Source organism: Sphingomonas sp., from assembly GCF_036402235.1.
In the GTDB taxonomy this organism is placed as follows: domain Bacteria; phylum Pseudomonadota; class Alphaproteobacteria; order Sphingomonadales; family Sphingomonadaceae; genus Sphingomonas.
Window position 1 is genome coordinate 1 of sequence record NZ_DASWTG010000051.1, and the last position, 16047, is coordinate 16047.

The following is a 16047-nucleotide window of genomic DNA, read 5'->3' on the forward strand; positions in this document are numbered from 1 at the left end:
GAGGGGAGAAAGTGCGCGGCAAGCTCAAAGCCGACGCCCCGCTCGCCCCCCTCGTGTGGTTCAAATCGGGTGGCAACGCCGAGCTGCTGTTCGAACCAGCCGACCGCGACGACCTGGTCGAGTTCTTGAAGGCGCTTGGCGCCGAAACCCCCGTCATGGCGCTAGGCCTCGGCTCGAACATGATCGTCCGGGACGGCGGCGTGCCGGGCGTCACCGTGCGGCTCGGCAAGGCCTTTTCGAAGATCGAACGGCTCGACGAGGTCACGTTAAAATGCGGCGGCGGGGCGAGCGGGATTTTGGTCTCCTCGACCGCGCGCGACGCCGGCATCGCCGGCCTCGAGTTCCTGCGCGGCATCCCCGGCACCGTCGGCGGCTTCGTGCGGATGAACGGCGGCGCCTATGGCCGCGAGACGGCGGATGTACTGGTCGAATGCGAGGTGGTGCTGCGCTCGGGCGAGCGGCGGACGCTGGCGGTCGATGCGCTCGGCTACACCTATCGCCATTCCGAGCTGCCCGAGGGCGCAGTGGTGGTGAGCGCGACCTTCCGCGGCGAGCCCGGCGACCCCACCGCCATTCAGGCCGGGATGGACCGCATCGCGGCGGCGCGCGAGGAATCGCAGCCGCTGCGCAGCAAGACCGGCGGCTCGACCTTCAAGAACCCCCCGGGCGACAAGGCGTGGCGGCTGGTCGATGCGGCGGGCTGTCGCGGCCTGCGCAAGGGCGGCGCGCAGGTGAGCGAGAAGCACACCAATTTCCTCCTCAACCTGGGCGACGCGACCAGCGCGGACATCGAGGGGCTGGGGGAGGAAGTGCGCGCCAAGGTCAAGGCGAGTTCAGGAGTTGAGCTGGAATGGGAAATCCAGCGCGTAGGAGTATCGAAGTGAGCGAGGCCAATGAATTCCTCCCCCGGAGGGGGAGGGGCACCGCGAAGCGGTGGAGGGGTATTCTCCGCCGGGCGATCCGCCTGAGCCGCGATCACGTCGCTTGCCGCACCTACCCCTCCACCAGCCTGCGGCTGGTCCCCCTCCCCCTCCGGGGGAGGATTTGATGGTTCGTCCCCTCCACATCGCGGTCCTGATGGGCGGTTGGTCAGCGGAGCGGCCGGTGTCGTTGATGTCGGGCGCGGGCATCGCCGACGCGCTCGAATCGCTTGGCCACACGGTCACGCGGATCGACATGGGCCGTGACGTCGCGGCGAAGCTCGCCGCCGCCGGCCCCGATCTCGTGTTCAACGCGTTGCACGGCACGCCGGGCGAGGACGGCACGGTGCAGGGCATGCTCGACCTGATGGGCCTGCGCTACACGCATAGCGGCATGGTCACTTCTGTCATCGCGATCGACAAGCAGCTGACCAAGCAGGCGCTGGTGCCGCAGGGCATCCCTATGCCGGGCGGGCGCATCGTGCGCACCGAAGCGCTGTACGAGCACGACCCGCTGCCGCGCCCCTATGTCCTGAAGCCCGTCAACGAGGGGTCGTCGGTCGGCGTCGCGATCGTCACGGCGGAAGGCAATTACGGCAATCCGATCTCGCCGCAAGCCAAGGGGCCCTGGCAGGAATTCGACGAGCTGCTCGCCGAACCGTTCATCCGCGGGCGCGAGCTGACCACCGCGGTGCTCGGCGATCAGGCGCTGATGGTCACCGAGCTCAAGCCCAAGAGCGGCTTCTATGATTTCGACGCCAAATATACCGATGGCCTGACCGAGCATGTCTGCCCGGCCGAGATTCCCGACGAGATCGCGGAAGCATGCAAGCGCCTCGCGCTCGAGGCGCATCGCCTGCTCGGCTGCAAGGGCTGCTCGCGCTCGGACTTTCGCTGGGACGACCATCTCGGCGTCGAGGGGTTGTTCCTGCTCGAGGTGAATACCCAGCCGGGCATGACGCCGCTCAGCCTCGTGCCCGAGCAGGCAAAGCATCTCGGCATGAGCTATGCGCAATTGGTGCAGGCGATCGTCGATGAGGCGATGGCCGATGCGCCCGTAGCAGCGGAGGCGGCGGGATGAGCCGCAAGCCCAGCCCGGCCAAACGCCCCTCGGTCAAGCCCAAGCGGCGCGCGCAGCAGGCCAGGAAGAAGCAGGCCAACGTCCTCGACCTCGCGGTCGCGGCGCTGCCGGTGAGCGAGGCGACGCTGCACCGGATCACCGTCTGGGGCATCACCGGGATCGCGCTCGCCGCGGCGCTCGGCGTGGCGACCCTGTTCGGCGTGCCCGGCATCATCGGCACCGCCGTGGCCGAGGGGATCGGTCGTGCCGGCTTCCGTGTCGAGAATGTCGAGGTGAGCGGCATCAAGCGCGCCGACAAGACGACCGTGTTCAACTATGCCTTCGGCCCGAAATCGCAGGCGATGCCGCTGGTCGATCTGGACGAGGTGCGCGGCAAGCTGATGACGATCGGCTGGGTGGCCGATGCGCGCGTCTCGCGCCGCATGCCCGACACGCTGATCGTCCAGATCGTCGAGCGCAAGGCGGCGGCGGTGTGGCAGCATCAGGGGCAGTTGATGCTGATCGACGGCGAGGGCGTGCTGCTCGAGCCGGTCTCGGCCGAGGCGATGCCCGATCTGCCGCTGGTGATCGGCGACGGCGCCTATGCGCAGCAGCCGGCCTATCAGCAGCTGCTCGATGCCGCGCCGGCATTGAAGCCGCTGGTCAAGGCGGCGACCTGGATCGGCAACCGGCGCTGGGACCTTTCGTTCAACACTGGGGAGCGGCTCGCGCTGCCCGAGGGCGAGGCTGCGGCGGCCAAGGCGCTCAAGAAGTTCGCCGAGCTGGACGGCGCTGACCGGCTGCTCGGCCGGGGGTATCTGAAGTTCGACATGCGCGATCCGACGCGGCTGGTGGTGCGGATGCCGGGACAGGCGGCGCCCAGGCAGATCGAAACCGCGAGCGTGAGTGAGTAGGGGGTAGGGACAATGGCAAAGACGGCGCCCGAAGGATTGATCACCGCACTAGACATCGGTTCGTCCAAGGTGTCGGCGCTGATCGCCCAGAAGGGGGACGGCGGCGAGCTGATGGTGCTCGGCACCGGACAGCGCGAGAGCCGTGGCGTCCAGCGCGGCTACGTCGCCGACATGCACGCGACCGAGATCGCGGTGCGCGAGGCGGTCGAGCAGGCCGAGCGGATCGCGGGCACCAACATCGAGGATGTCTGGGTCAGCTTCTCGGCCGGAGGGCTCGTGTCCGACATCCTGCGGCTCGAGGTCGATTTGGGCGGGCATCGCGTCGAGCAGTCGGACATCGACGATCTGCTGCGCGCCGGCCGGGAATCGATCAATCCGGGCGGGCGGATGGTGCTGCATGCGCAGCCGACGCGCTACACGCTCGACGGACTTGCCGGGGTCAAGCAGCCCAGGGGCCTGCATGCCGAGCGGCTGGGCGTCGACATCCATGTCGTGTCGACCGAGGGCGCGCCGGTGCGCAACCTCGACCTGTGCGTCCGCTCGGCGCATCTCGAGGTCAAGTCGATCATCGCCGCGCCGGTCGCGACGGGCCTTGCCTGCCTGTCCGAAGAGGAGCGCGAGCTGGGCGTCGCGCTGGTCGAGATCGGTGCGGGCGTCACCAACGTCTCGGTCTACAAGGATGGCGTGCTCACCGGCCTGTCGTCGATCCCCAGCGGATCGGCCGACATCACCGACGACATCGCCAGCGCCTTCGGCACGCGCCGCGGGCAGGCCGAGCGGATGAAGTGCTTCTACGGCAGCGCCAACATGACGCCGCGCGACAATCACGACATGATCGACGTCGCGCCGATCGCCACCGACGAGGAGACCGCCGAGGGCGGGCGCATCACCCGCGCGCAGCTGATCGCGGTGATCCGCCAGCGGCTCGACCGGCTGATGGCGGAGATCGGCAAGGAACTTGCCCGGCTCAATTTCGAGGATCCCGTGGGACGCCAGATCGTGCTCACCGGGGGCGGGGCGGAGCTCAAGGGCATCGCCGACTATGCGCAGCAGGCGCTGGGCCGATCGGTTCGCGTCGGGCGCCCGCGCGGCCTTTCGGCGCTGCCCGAGGCGCACGCCGGGCCGGCATTCGCGACGCTGGCGGGGCTGGCGAGCTTCGCCGCGGCCGATCCGGTCGACCTGCGCGCGCTGCAGCAGAACCATCAACTCGTTACGCGTGCGACACCAAAGGCGATGTTCCAGCGGATGATCGCCGCATTTCGGGCCAATTACTGAATAAATGTTGTTGATGACTGGTGAATTACGCTGGCACCGCTCATCGGCATCGTGCAGAAACGGGGATTAAGCAGGCGCCGCTCGTGGGGCGCGGAGCCTGATGGAGACTAGGTAAGATGAGCATCGACTTCCTCCCGCCCGACCTGGACGAGCTGACGCCGCGGATCACCGTGATCGGCGTGGGCGGCGCCGGGGGCAACGCGATCGCCAACATGATCAACGCGGAAGTGCAGGGGGTCGAGTTCCTCGTCGCGAACACCGACGCGCAGGCGCTCAAGTCATCGACGGCCGCGCACCGCATCCAGCTCGGCGCGAAGATCACCCAGGGCCTCGGCGCGGGATCGCGGCCCGAGATCGGGCGCGCCGCCGCGGAAGAGACGATCGAGCAGGTGCAGGAAGCGCTCAACGGCGCGCATATGTGCTTCATCGCGGCCGGCATGGGCGGCGGCACCGGCACCGGCGCCGCGCCGGTGATTGCCAAGGCCGCGCGCGACATGGGCATCCTCACCGTCGGCGTCGTCACCAAGCCGTTCGCCTTCGAGGGGAAGAAGCGCGCCCAGTCGGCCGAGGCCGGCATCGAGGAGCTTCAGAAGTACGTCGATACGCTGATCGTCATCCCCAACCAGAACCTCTTCCTGGTCGCCAACGCCAATACGACCTTCAAGGAAGCGTTCCAGATGGCGGACGAGGTGCTGCAGCAGGGCGTGCGCGGCATCACCGACCTCATGGTCATGCCGGGCCTCATCAACCTCGACTTCGCCGACGTCCGCTCGGTGATGAGCGAGATGGGCAAGGCGATGATGGGCACCGGCGAAGCCTCGGGCGACAGCCGCGCGATCGAGGCGGCGCAGCAGGCGATCGCCAACCCGCTGCTCGACGGCGTGTCGCTCAATGGCGCCAAGGGCGTGATCGTCTCGATCACCGGCGGCGAGGACATGCGCCTGCTCGAGGTGGACGAGGCCGCGAACCATATCCGCGAGCTGGTCGACGACGACGCCAACATCATCTGGGGCTCGGCGTTCAACACCGAGCTCGAGGGCAAGATCCGCGTCTCCGTCGTCGCGACAGGCATCGAGGCGGACGGGGTGCAGCCCGCCGCCGCGGCGGCTCCCGCGGCCGAGACCGCGCGCAGCTTCTCGTTCGGATCGGTGCGCCGCCCGCTGACGCCTGCGCCGGACTTCCCCCCCTCCTTCGAGCCTGAGCCCGCCGCCGAGGCCCCGGCCGAGCCGGTGGCGTCGTTCACCGATCCGGCCGCGGAGCCGGGCTTCTCCGATACGCCGCCCGCTGCTGCTGCTTCGGAAGACGAGCTGACGCTCGAAGCGCCGCTTCCCGCCGAGCAGCCGGCTGCCGACGAGCTGGTGTTGGGTTCGGACTCGGTGGTGCCGCAGACGCCCGCCGCCGACGATCTTCCGCCCGAGCCGACGATCCGCCGCCGCTGGCTGACCGGCGGTGGCGACGACGAGCCCGCGCCGGCCGCCGAGGAGGCCAAGCCGCGCACCGGCGGGACGCTGTTCGAGCGGATGGCCGCGGCGCGCAACGCGTCGAAGGACGAGGACAGCAAGGACTCGCTCGACATCCCGCGCTTCCTCAACCGCCAGAACAACCAGTAAGCCGGGTCGCGCGCCTCGTCGCTGCGGCGCCTCGTCCTGACGATGGCGCCGCGGTTCGACAGTATTGGTTCAGGCACGGGCGCGTGTAGCGGCGACATCGCATGAGACGTGCTTCCCGCCTTCGCCTGGCCGTTGCCCTGACCGCGCTCGCCGCCTGCGCTGCCGGCCCGGCAGTCGCGCAGGAAGTGGCGCCGCCGCCCATGCCCAATGCCGACCGGCTGGCCGAGGAGATGCGCACGCTCGCGCGCGATCCGCGCAACGTGCGCGCGCTGCTTTCGGCAGGCGAGATGAGCGCGCGGCTCAACGATCCGGCCGCCGCGGCCGGCTTCTTCGCGCGGGCGCAGGCGCTCGATCCCTCCAACCCGCGCGTCCTTGCCGGGCAGGCGATGGTGATGGTGCGCCAGGAGCGCCCGGGCGAGGCCTTGCGGCTGTTCGCCGAAGCCGAGCGGCGCGGGCTGGCGATGGACAGCTATCTGTCGGATCGCGGCTTCGCCTATGACCTGGTCGGCGCGCAGGCCCATGCACAGCGCGACTATCGCATCGCGATGCGCGGCAGCGCAGGGAATGGGCCGGATGACGAGACCATCCGGCGTTACGCGCTGTCGCTCGGCATCAGCGGGCAGGAAGCCGAGGCGATGCGCGTGCTCGATCCGCTGCTCCGCCGCAGCGACCGCGCCGGCTGGCGCGCGCGCGCCTTCATCCTGGCGATGAACGGCGATGCGGCCGGCGCGGACAAGATCGCGGCAAGCATGATGGGCGGCGTGGGGACGGCGCTCGCGCCCTTCTTCCGGCGGCTGCCCAGCCTCTCGGCTTCGGACAAGGCGTTCGCGGTGCATTTCGGCGAGCTGCGCCGCACCACGGCGCGGATCGCGGATGCGCAGGTCGCGCCGCCCTTGCCCCGGCTGACGCAGGAGCCGGGGGTGACGGCCGCCGCCGCGGAGGTGCCGCGCCGCGAACCCCAGGTCGATCCCCGTCCTGCCGATCCGCGTCCCGCGGACCGCCGGGTCGCCGCATCCCGCCGCGGCGAGCGCGAACCGCTGGGAGGGCGCTCGAACGCAGAGGCCACCCGGCGGGAGCTGCAGCAGCGCGAAGCGAAACGCCTCGCCGACCTCAAGGCGCAACAGGAGCGCGAGGCGCTCACGGCACGGCAGCGCGAGGCCGACCGGCTCGCGGCGGAGCAGCAGGCGGCGCGCGAAGCGGAGGCCCGGCGGGTCGCCGAAGCCCAGGCACGGGAGCGTGCGGCAGCGGAGCTTGCTGCGCGCGAGGCGGAGGCGAAGCGTGCCGCCGAAGCGCAGCGGCTGGCTGAGGCGCAGCGTGTGGCGGCCGTCCAGCCGGCTCCGGTGCCAACGCAGCCCGCCGCACCGGAAGGCCCGGTGGTGACAAGCGCATCCGCGCCGGCGCCGACCGCCGCCATGCCGCCCGCCACCGATCCTGCCCCCGCGCGCGTTGCAGAGAGCGCGCCGGCAACGCCGCGTATCGGCGGCGAGGACAATGTGATCGCGCGGATCATCGCCGGGATCACCATTCCCGCGTCTGAGCTCGGGGTCGAGCCGATGCCTGGTCGCCCCGCCGCGGAGCTGCCTCCCGCCCAGTCAGCGCCGGTCCCGGCGCCGCCGGTCGAGGTCGCGAAGGTCGAGACGCCCAGGCCGCAACCCGCGGCAGAGAAACCGAAGCCGGAGCCGCCGAAGCCAAGGCCCGAACCGGCGAAACCGGAGCCCGCCAGGGCCGGAGCGCGCGGCAAGCCGGTCGATCCCAAGGCCGCAGATCCGAAGGCGGCATCCGTCAAGGGTGCCGCCGCGGCCAAAGCTCCCGTCAAGGGCAAGGCGAAGCCAGATCCTGCCAAGGCCGACCCCGCGCGCCACTGGGTTCAGGTCGCGGGCGGCGCGAATGTGAGCGATCTGCCCAAGGCGTGGCGCTCGCTGGTCGCCAAGGCGCCCGCCGAGTTGCGCGCGCGGCAGGCATGGACCACGCCGCTGCGCTTCACCAACCGGCTTCTGGTCGGGCCGTTCAAGACCCCGGCGGAGGCCCAGGCCTTCGTCAACGCGATCGGCAAGAAGGGCATTTCCGCCTTCGCCTGGACCAGCGAGGCGGGGCAGAAGATCGAGAAACTCGCGGCGAAATGATCTATCGCGCAGCGATGCCGATTCGAGCCGTATCGACGCGCTGCCCCGCATGAGGCCGTTGGCCCCTTATGCCAGCGATCCGTCGCTGAGCCGCGGCAGGCTGCACGATGAGGGCAGCAGCACCGCACGCGGCCCGCGCGACGCCTTTCAGCGCGATCGCGACCGCATCATCCATTCGATCAGCTTCCGCCGCCTGCGCCACAAGACCCAGGTGTTCATGGCGCCCGACGGCGATCATTTCCGCGTCCGGCTGACCCACAGCCTGGAGGTCGCGCAGATCGGCCGGGCGGTGGCCCGGACGCTCGGGCTGAACGAGGATCTGACGGAAGCTCTGTGCCTGGCGCATGATATCGGCCATCCGCCCTTTGGTCATGCCGGCGAGGATGCACTGAAGGCCGCGCTGACCGCACAGGGCGGGTTCGATCACAACGGCAACACGCTGCGCGCGCTGACGGAGATCGACAGCCCCTATCCCGGCTGGGACGGCCTCAACCTCAGCTGGGAGACGCTGGAGGGGCTGGCCAAGCACAATGGCCCGGTACGCCATCCCGGCTGGGCGCTCGCGGCGGCGGATGCGGCGTTCCCGCTCGATCTCGGCAGCCATTCGTCGCTCGAGGCGCAGGTCGCGGCGATCGCCGACGACATCGCCTATGATAATCACGACATCGACGACGGGCTGCGCGCGGGGCTGCTGACGCTCGACCAGTTGCTCGCCGTGCCGCTGGTGGCGCGCGGCTGGGACGCGGTGCGTGCGCGCTTCCCCGATGCCGATGCCAAGCGGCTGATGCGTGAGCTGGTGCGCGCGCAGATCGGGACGATGGTCAACGATCTGATCGCCGAGACGCGCCGCCGCGTCGCCGAAGCGGGGGTCGAGACGGTCGAGGAGGTGCGCGCCGCCGGCCGCGCGCTGGCCGGGTTCTCGGACGCGATGCGCGAGGAGGAGCGCGCGCTCAAGCGCTTCATGTACGCCAATCTCTACCATCATCCGCGCCAGCTCGCGGCGGCGGAGACGGCGCAGGGGATCGTCGATGGGTTGTTCGCCGCCTATTCGGCTGATCCGGCACTGATGCCGGAGGGATGGGGCGACTGCCTGCCCGCCGCGGAGCCGTGGCGCAGCCGCCACATCGCCGACTTCATCGCCGGCATGACCGACCGCTATGCGATCACGCGGTATCGTGAGGCGGTCGGCCCGATCGACTTGCCCGAAGGCTTCTAACCGGTCGCGCAGGCCGCTTTCGCCCAATCATCCCAAAACCGTCATCCCCGCGCAGGCGGGGATCCATTCTGACTGGCCTGTCGATAGAACCGAAGCGTCAGCCGCAATGGATTCCCACCTGCACGGGAATGGCGGATGTCTTGGCTCGTTACCGCTGCGCCGTCTCGACGGTGCGATCCAGCGGCTTGGCGATGCTGAACGACACCGGGGTGCCGCCGACATGGCCGGTCACCTTCCGGCCGCGAACGGTAAGCGTGTAGGACGAGCCGTCGGGCAGCGCCTTGCCGGTCAGCACCGTGGCCTCACCGCGCTGCTCGCTGGTGTAGACATAGGTCACGCCGTCGCGGGTGAAGGTCCGCTCGCCGGCAAAGGCGGCGACGGGCAGGCTCATGAGGACGGCGGCGCTGATGAAGGTCTTGATCACGATCTTTCTCCCTGTTTGACAGAGCCAGATCGACATCCCCTTATGTTCTGAAGTCGAGATTATGCTGCGATGCAGCAACGGCCAAGCGCGAAGCTTGCATGTGCGATTGCGTCCGGTGCAGCCGTCCGGGCGTTAATGCCGCGCGACGAAACGACGCTGCTGGCAAAGATTTGCGACAAAGCGAGCGTAGCGTCGCTGCGAACGATCGGAGAGACCGCGCCATGTCCGAAGCCAGTATCGCGCTCAACCGGTTCGGGATGGGCGCGCGTGCCAACGCGTCGGTGCCGGCCGCGCCGCGCCGGGCGCTGATCGAGCAGATTGAGCGGTTCGCGGTGCTGCCAGCGCCGCTCGCCGCCTATCCGCGCACCCCGGCGCTCGCCGCGGATCTGGCGGCCGCCTATGACGCGGTCCAGATGCAGGCGCGCGCGGCGCGGCGCGAGGGGCAGAATGATGACGCGGTGACGCAGGCGGCGCGGCAGGCCGCCCGGCAGCGCGGCCGCGACTATTATGTGCAGGCGGCGGGCGTGCGCGCGCAGGCGGCGGTGGCGAGCGACACGCCCTTCGTCGAGCGGCTGGTGCATTTCTGGGCCAACCATTTCGCGGTGTCGGCCGACAAGCAGATCATGGTCGGCCTGACCGGCGGGTTCGAGTTCGACGCGATCCGCCCGCATGTGCTGGGCCGGTTCCGCGACATGCTCCACGCGGTCGAGCGGCATCCGGCGATGCTGCTCTACCTCGATCAGGCGCAGTCGGTGGGGCCGAACAGCCCGGCGGGCCAGCGTTTCGCCCAGCGCCAGCAGGGCGGGCGCCGCCTCGGCCTCAACGAGAATCTGGCGCGCGAGATCCTCGAGCTGCACACGCTCGGCGTGCGCAGCGTCTACAGCCAGGCCGACGTCACCGAATTCGCCCGCGCGATGACGGGCTGGACCGTGGCCGGTCTGGGCCGCGGACAGGGCGCGCGGCTGGCGCAGGCCGAGGGTCAGGGCGGCGGCTTCGCCTTCGCCCAGCGCATCCATGAGCCGGGGGTCCGCACGATCATCGGCAAACGCTACGACCAGCAGGGCGAGAAGCAGGCCGCGGCGGTGCTCGACGATCTCGCGGTTCACCCCGCGACCGCGAAGCATATCGCGACCAAGCTGGCGTGCCACTTCGCCGGGGATGAGCCGCCCGCTTCGCTGGTGGGCAAGCTGGAGGCCGCATTCCTCAAATCGGGCGGCGATCTGCCCACGGTCTATCGCGCACTGATCGACGCGCCAGAGGCGTGGGTGCCCCAGCCGGTCAAGTTCAAGACGCCGTGGGAATGGTCGATCTCGACGATGCGCGCGCTGGGCACGCAGGAGGTGGCGGCGCAGGCGGTGATCGGCCTGATGACCCAGCTCGGCCAGCCGGTGTGGCGGCCGGGATCGCCGGCGGGCTATGACGATGTCGCGGCGAGCTGGGCCGGTCCGGACGCGGTGATGCGCCGGGTCGAGGCGGCCGAGCGCTTCGCCGCGCGAACGCGGGAGACGATCGACGGCCGCACCCGCGCCGCGCAGCTCTTTCCCGATGCCCTCAGTTCCACGACGGAGCAGGCGATCGCCCGCGCCGAAAGCCCGGCGCAGAGTGTCGCCCTGATGCTCGTCTCGCCCGAATTCATGCGGAGATAAGGTCATGCTGTCACGCCGCAATTTTGTCCTCACCGGCACCGCGGGGGCGCTCTCGCTCGGCTTCGCGCCGCGCCTCGCCTTCGCGCAGGCCGCAACGGACCGCCGCTTCGTCTTCATCATCCAGCGCGGCGCGGCCGACGGCCTCGCCACGGTGGCGCCAGTGGGCGACCCCGCCTTCGCCGCGCAGCGCGGCGTGCTCGCGGAGGATTTTGCCGACGCGCCGAAGCTCGACGCGATGTTCGCGCTGCATCCCAGCCTCAAGAATGTCGCTCAGCTCCATGCCGCGAAAGAGGCGCTGTTCGTCCACGCCGTTGCCTCGCCCTATCGTGACCGCTCGCACTTCGATGCGCAGAACGTGCTCGAAAGCGGCGGCACCTCGGCCTATCAGCTCAAGGACGGCTGGCTCAACCGCCTGCTCGGCGTGCTCCCCGACGCGGAGCGCAAGGCGATCGCGGTCGCCGCGACGATCCCGATGGCGATGCGCGGCAAGGTCGAGGTCTCGTCCTACGCGCCTTCCTCGCTGCCCGATGCCTCGGACGACCTGCTTGCGCGCGTCGCGATGCTCTACGCCCAGGACCCGCAGCTCCATGCGATCTGGCAGCAGGCGACGGCGACGCGCGCGCTGACCAGCGATCTCGCCGCGGACAATGGCCGCAATGCCGCTGCGACCGGGGCGCTCGCCGCCAAGCTGCTCTCGCCCGACAACGGCGCACGCATCGCGATGATCGAGACCGGCGGCTGGGACACCCACGCGCAGCAGCGCGGGCGGCTCGCCGGGCAATTGAACGGGCTCGATCAGATGATCGCCTCGCTCAAGACCGGCCTCGGCCCGCTATGGGGCAAGACGCTGGTGCTGGTCGCGACCGAGTTCGGCCGCACGGTCAAGGTCAACGGCACCGCTGGCACCGATCACGGCACCGCATCGGTCGCGTGGCTGCTGGGCGGCGCAGTCAAGGGCGGGCGGGTGCAGGCCGACTGGCCCGGCCTGGGCGATGCCGCGCTGTACGAGGGCCGCGACCTCAAGCCCACTGCCGGGCTCGACAGCGTCATCGGCAGCGCAGTGGCTGCGCATTTCGTGCTCGATCCGCAGCGCGCGATGCCCGCGATCTTCCCTGGGCAGAAGAGCGCCGGATCGATCGACGGACTCATCCGCGCCTGACCACAAGGTTTCGGCCGCAACCGTTTCTTCGCGCCGGACAAGCCACCGTGCCTTGGCGCGGCGCAGCATCGCGCCTACTTGCGCACCATGGCCCGCGCCGATCCCCTCGCAGCGCCCGAGCGCCTCGACCGCAACGGCCTGCTCCAGGGTCTCGGCGCCTATGGCATCTGGGGGCTGCTGCCGCTGTTCTTCTGGCTGCTCGACGGGGTCGATGCCGGCGAGGTGGTGGCGATGCGCGTGCTGTGGTCGGTCGCGCTGCTCGGCGCGCTGATCCTCGTGCTGCGGCGCGGCCCGGCGCTCGCCGCGGCGCTGCGCAGCCGGCGCGCGATGGGCTTCCTCGCGATCAGCGCCGCGCTGATCTCGGTCAACTGGCTCGTCTATGTCTGGGCGATCCAGCACAATCATGTGCTCGAGGCGAGCCTCGGCTATTTCCTCAACCCGCTGGTCAACGTGCTGCTCGGCGTGGTACTGCTGCGCGAGCGGCTCAACATGGCGCAGATTGCCGCGGTCGCGCTCGCCGCGCTCGGCGTCGCCGTGCTCGCCGCAGGGGCGGGGCAGGGCATCTGGATCAGCCTGACGCTCGCCTTCACCTTCGGCTTCTACGGCCTGGTGCGGAAGATCGCGCCGGTCGAGGCGCTCGAGGGGCTGGCGATCGAGACCGCGATCCTCGCCCCGGTCGCCGCGATCTATCTCTACTGGCTCGCGGGCCATGCCGGGCTCGACTTTGGCCAGACGCCGCTATGGACCGCGATGCTCGCCGTCTCGGGCGTGGTCACCGCCACCCCGCTGCTGCTGTTCGCCGGCGCGGCACGGCGGCTGCCCTATTCGACGCTGGGCCTGCTCCAGTATCTCGCGCCGACGATGCAGTTCATCCTCGCCATCACCTTTTTCGGCGAGCACATGACCACCGCGCACGCGATCTGCTTCGCGCTGATCTGGACCGGCCTGATCGTCTATGCCGTCCACGGCACGATCGCCGCCCGCCGCCGACGCCTTGCAGAGCTCCACGCCGCGTGACGAACGGCGCGGCGTGCGCTAAGGCGCGCCGCTTCTGCAATCATCGGACCCGCAAATGACGCTCTACACCCGTTTCGCCGCTCATCTGGATGCTGCCCTCGACGCGCTCGTCGCGGCGGGCGACCTGCCGGCGGGGCTGGAGCGACGCGCGGTGACCGTGGAGCCGCCGCGCGACGCGACGCATGGCGATCTCGCGACCAACGCCGCGATGGTCCTTGCCAAGCCCGCCGGCACCAACCCGCGCGCGCTGGCCGAGAAGATCGCCGCCGAGCTTCAGAAGCTCGAAGAGGTCTCGGCCGTGTCGGTTGCCGGTCCCGGCTTCATCAACATGACCCTCACCGACGCCACCTGGCGCGGCGAGCTCCAGGCGATCAACGCGACAGGCGATGCCTATGGCCGCTCGAACACCGGCGCGGGGATCACGGTCAACGTCGAGTACGTCTCGGCCAACCCGACCGGCCCCATGCACATGGGCCATTGCCGCGGCGCGGTGGTGGGCGACGCGCTCGCCAGCCTGCTCGAAGCGGTCGGGCATAGCGTGATCCGCGAATATTATGTCAACGATGCGGGCGGGCAGGTCGACGTCCTCGCCCGTTCGGCGCACCTGCGCTACCGCGAGGCGCTGGGCGAGACGATCGAGATCCCCGAGGGCCTCTATCCGGGCGAGTATCTGAAGCCGGTCGGCGAGAAGCTCGCCGTCGAACATGGCGACAGGTTCGTCGGCCAGCCGGAGAGCGAATGGCTGGAGCTGTTCCGCAAGGAAGCCGTCGCGTCGATGCTCGTGATGATCAAGGCGGACCTGGCTCTGCTCGGCATCCACCACGACCTGTTCTCCTCGGAAGCCGAACTCCAGGCCGCGGGCAAGCCCGAGGCGGCCGAGCAATGGCTGCGCGAGCACGACCTGGTCTATGACGGCATGCTCGAAGCCCCCAAGGGCGAGACGCCCGAGGACTGGGAGCCGGTCGAGCTGCCGCTGTTCCGCTCCACGCAGTTCGGCGACGATCAGGATCGGCCCATTAAGAAGTCCAACGGCCAATGGACCTATTTCGGCGCCGACCTCGCCTATCACTTCCAGAAGGCGCAGGCCGCCGATCAGCTGATCGACATCTGGGGCGCCGACCATGCCGGCACGGTCAAGCGCATCGTCGCCGCGGTCGCGGCGCTGACCGGCGGCAAGACCCGCTTCGACGTCAAGCTGGTCCAGATGGTCCGCCTGCTGCGCGCGGGCGAGCCGGTGAAGATGTCCAAGCGCTCGGGCAATTTCGTCACGCTGGCGGACGTGGTGAACGAGGTCGGCAAGGATGTCGTCCGCTTCACCATGCTGACGCGCAAGGCCGACGCGCAGATGGACTTCGATTTCGCCAAGGTGGTCGAGGCGTCGAAGGACAATCCGGTGTTCTACGTTCAGTACGCCCACGCCCGAATCGCGTCGCTCCACCGCCGCGCGGCGGAGGCCGGGATCGCCTGCGGCATCCCTGACCTGTCCCTGCTTGATACACGCGAGCTCGCGCTGGTGAAGCTCGCCGCCCAGTTCCCGCGCACGGTCGAGGGTGCCGCGGCGGCGCGCGAGCCGCATCGCATCGCCTTCTATCTCTATGATCTGGCAGCCGAATTCCACGCGCTTTGGAATATGGGCAATGACGATCCGTCGCGCCGCTTCCTGCTGACCGACAACGAACAAGTAACATGCGCACGGCTTTCCCTCGCCGACGCGATCGGGCAGGTTATCCGCAATGGCCTCAGCATCATGGGCGTGGAGGCGGTTCAGGAGCTGAACTGATGAACGCAGGAGAGGATAAGCCCGCCGAAACCGCGGTCGAGGACGAGATCGAGACCGGCGACCGGCTGCCCTGGCTGGAAACGGCCGATGACGATTACGACGAAAGGCCGCCGATCCTGGGCAGGCTGCTGCCCGTCGCCGCGGGACTCGCGGTGATCGTCGCCGCAGTCGGCGGCGGCTGGTGGCTGCTCGGGGGGCAGGGCGCCGGAGGCGGGGGCAGCGGTGCGCTGATCAACGCCGCCGAGGGCGATTATAAGGTCAAGCCCGACGATCCCGGCGGGATGAAGGTCGATGGCGCGGGCGACACCGTCTTCGCCGCGAGCGAAGGCGCCACCACCAACGGCTCGATCAATGTCGGCGCGATGCCCGAGGCGCCGGTCGCGGGCAAGGCCGCGCCAAAGGCGACGCCCGCGCCGGTCACCGGATCGAGCCGCGTCACCGCCCCGGTGCCCTCCGCCCCGCCCCCGGTGAAGGCGGCGGCATCCGGTCAGCGCGCGCCCGGCCCGTCGGCGGGCAGCTCGATCATCCAGCTCGGCTCCTTCCCGGCGGAAGCGGGAGCGAACGGCGCCTGGGCGCGCCTGTCGAAGCGGTTCAACTATCTCGCGCCCTTGGGCAAGTCGGTCGAGAAGGCGGAGGTCAACGGCAAGACCGTCTATCGCCTGCGCGTCAACACCGGCAGCAACAGCCAGGCCAGCGAGCTGTGCGGCAAGCTGCGCGCGGCGGGCGAGGCGTGCTTCCTGGCGCCGAATTGAGCAAATCCTCCCCTAGAGTCTGTCCTGTTTAGATTGAGGCATATCCGCTGTTTCTGAGATAGTTGGCGCATTCGTGGGGCGGGAAGGCGTCGAGGAGTTGGCCGATGCGTTTCCATGTTGCCTCGACGGTGCGCTCTGCGGCCTTGCGCAG

13 protein-coding genes and 1 pseudogene are annotated in these 16047 nt (G+C 69.7%); 12 read left to right on the forward strand and 2 right to left on the reverse strand.

The genetic code is table 11. The annotated features are described in order from the left end of the window. Positions 1-11 precede the first annotated feature (11 nt). The 7 genes from murB to VGD28_RS10455 all read left to right on the forward strand — a co-directional run bounded on the left by murB (position 12) and on the right by VGD28_RS10455 (position 9118). Complete coding sequence (gene murB / locus VGD28_RS10425; RefSeq protein ID WP_331028291.1) at positions 12-884, forward strand: UDP-N-acetylmuramate dehydrogenase; 873 nt, start codon at positions 12-14, stop codon at positions 882-884. A gap of 163 nt (positions 885-1047) precedes the next feature. Continuing rightward, positions 1048-2001: a D-alanine--D-alanine ligase gene (locus VGD28_RS10430; protein ID WP_331028279.1), complete on the forward strand. Its 954-nt coding sequence runs from the start codon at positions 1048-1050 to the stop codon at positions 1999-2001. Continuing rightward, entirely contained in the window at positions 1998-2894 is an 897-nt protein-coding gene (locus tag VGD28_RS10435) for a cell division protein FtsQ/DivIB (RefSeq protein WP_331028280.1), read from the forward strand. Before VGD28_RS10430 ends, VGD28_RS10435 begins: the two co-directional genes overlap by 4 nt. A 12-nt stretch (positions 2895-2906) precedes the next feature. After that, entirely contained in the window at positions 2907-4169 is a 1263-nt protein-coding gene (gene ftsA / locus VGD28_RS10440) for a cell division protein FtsA (protein ID WP_331028281.1), read from the forward strand. 116 nt (positions 4170-4285) lie between these two features. After that, positions 4286-5779, forward strand: coding sequence for a cell division protein FtsZ (ftsZ, locus tag VGD28_RS10445; protein ID WP_331028282.1), 1494 nt, complete (start codon positions 4286-4288; stop codon positions 5777-5779). Positions 5780-5880: 101 nt separating this feature from the next. After that, positions 5881-7902 (forward strand): SPOR domain-containing protein, encoded by a 2022-nt coding sequence (locus VGD28_RS10450; RefSeq protein WP_331028283.1) that lies wholly within the window; start codon positions 5881-5883, stop codon positions 7900-7902. 49 nt (positions 7903-7951) lie between these two features. Continuing rightward, positions 7952-9118 carry a deoxyguanosinetriphosphate triphosphohydrolase gene (locus VGD28_RS10455; RefSeq protein ID WP_331028284.1) on the forward strand — a complete coding sequence of 389 codons (1167 nt, stop codon included), beginning with the start codon at positions 7952-7954 and terminating at the stop codon, positions 9116-9118. A 148-nt stretch (positions 9119-9266) separates the two neighbouring features. On the opposite strand, the gene VGD28_RS10460 is transcribed toward VGD28_RS10455, so the two are convergent. Then, positions 9267-9542, reverse strand: a complete 276-nt coding sequence (locus VGD28_RS10460; protein ID WP_331028285.1) for a hypothetical protein — start codon at positions 9540-9542, stop codon at positions 9267-9269. 221 nt (positions 9543-9763) lie between these two features. On the opposite strand from VGD28_RS10460, the gene VGD28_RS10465 reads away from it, so the two are divergent. The 5 genes from VGD28_RS10465 to VGD28_RS10485 all read left to right on the forward strand — a co-directional run bounded on the left by VGD28_RS10465 (position 9764) and on the right by VGD28_RS10485 (position 15896). Beyond that, a complete protein-coding gene (locus VGD28_RS10465) occupies positions 9764-11188 on the forward strand; it encodes a DUF1800 domain-containing protein (RefSeq protein WP_331028286.1) in 1425 nt (474 codons plus the stop codon). A gap of 4 nt (positions 11189-11192) precedes the next feature. Further along, on the forward strand, positions 11193-12347 hold the full coding sequence (locus VGD28_RS10470; RefSeq protein ID WP_331028287.1) for a DUF1501 domain-containing protein: 1155 nt from the start codon (positions 11193-11195) through the stop codon (positions 12345-12347). Between the two features lie 87 nt (positions 12348-12434). Then, complete coding sequence (gene rarD / locus VGD28_RS10475; protein ID WP_331028288.1) at positions 12435-13364, forward strand: EamA family transporter RarD; 930 nt, start codon at positions 12435-12437, stop codon at positions 13362-13364. Between the two features lie 55 nt (positions 13365-13419). Further along, positions 13420-15144: an arginine--tRNA ligase gene (gene argS / locus VGD28_RS10480; protein WP_331028289.1), complete on the forward strand. Its 1725-nt coding sequence runs from the start codon at positions 13420-13422 to the stop codon at positions 15142-15144. Further along, positions 15144-15896 (forward strand): SPOR domain-containing protein, encoded by a 753-nt coding sequence (locus VGD28_RS10485; RefSeq protein ID WP_331028290.1) that lies wholly within the window; start codon positions 15144-15146, stop codon positions 15894-15896. Before argS ends, VGD28_RS10485 begins: the two co-directional genes overlap by 1 nt. 28 nt (positions 15897-15924) lie before the next feature. On the opposite strand, the pseudogene VGD28_RS10490 reads toward VGD28_RS10485, so the two are convergent. Continuing rightward, positions 15925-16047 (reverse strand): annotated as a pseudogene (locus tag VGD28_RS10490) (IS630 family transposase); the annotation flags it as partial.

What these genes read in the sequence shown, in the direction of transcription:
- VGD28_RS10430 (WP_331028279.1), top strand. Translation starts at nt 1,048, where the DNA reads ATGGTTCGTCCCCTCCACATCGCGGTCCTGATGGGCGGTTGGTCAGCG.
- VGD28_RS10435 (WP_331028280.1), top strand. Translation starts at nt 1,998, where the DNA reads ATGAGCCGCAAGCCCAGCCCGGCCAAACGCCCCTCGGTCAAGCCCAAG.
- ftsA (WP_331028281.1), top strand. Translation starts at nt 2,907, where the DNA reads ATGGCAAAGACGGCGCCCGAAGGATTGATCACCGCACTAGACATCGGT.
- ftsZ (WP_331028282.1), top strand. Translation starts at nt 4,286, where the DNA reads ATGAGCATCGACTTCCTCCCGCCCGACCTGGACGAGCTGACGCCGCGG.
- VGD28_RS10450 (WP_331028283.1), top strand. Translation starts at nt 5,881, where the DNA reads ATGAGACGTGCTTCCCGCCTTCGCCTGGCCGTTGCCCTGACCGCGCTC.
- VGD28_RS10455 (WP_331028284.1), top strand. Translation starts at nt 7,952, where the DNA reads ATGAGGCCGTTGGCCCCTTATGCCAGCGATCCGTCGCTGAGCCGCGGC.
- VGD28_RS10465 (WP_331028286.1), top strand. Translation starts at nt 9,764, where the DNA reads ATGTCCGAAGCCAGTATCGCGCTCAACCGGTTCGGGATGGGCGCGCGT.
- VGD28_RS10470 (WP_331028287.1), top strand. Translation starts at nt 11,193, where the DNA reads ATGCTGTCACGCCGCAATTTTGTCCTCACCGGCACCGCGGGGGCGCTC.
- rarD (WP_331028288.1), top strand. Translation starts at nt 12,435, where the DNA reads ATGGCCCGCGCCGATCCCCTCGCAGCGCCCGAGCGCCTCGACCGCAAC.
- argS (WP_331028289.1), top strand. Translation starts at nt 13,420, where the DNA reads ATGACGCTCTACACCCGTTTCGCCGCTCATCTGGATGCTGCCCTCGAC.
- VGD28_RS10485 (WP_331028290.1), top strand. Translation starts at nt 15,144, where the DNA reads ATGAACGCAGGAGAGGATAAGCCCGCCGAAACCGCGGTCGAGGACGAG.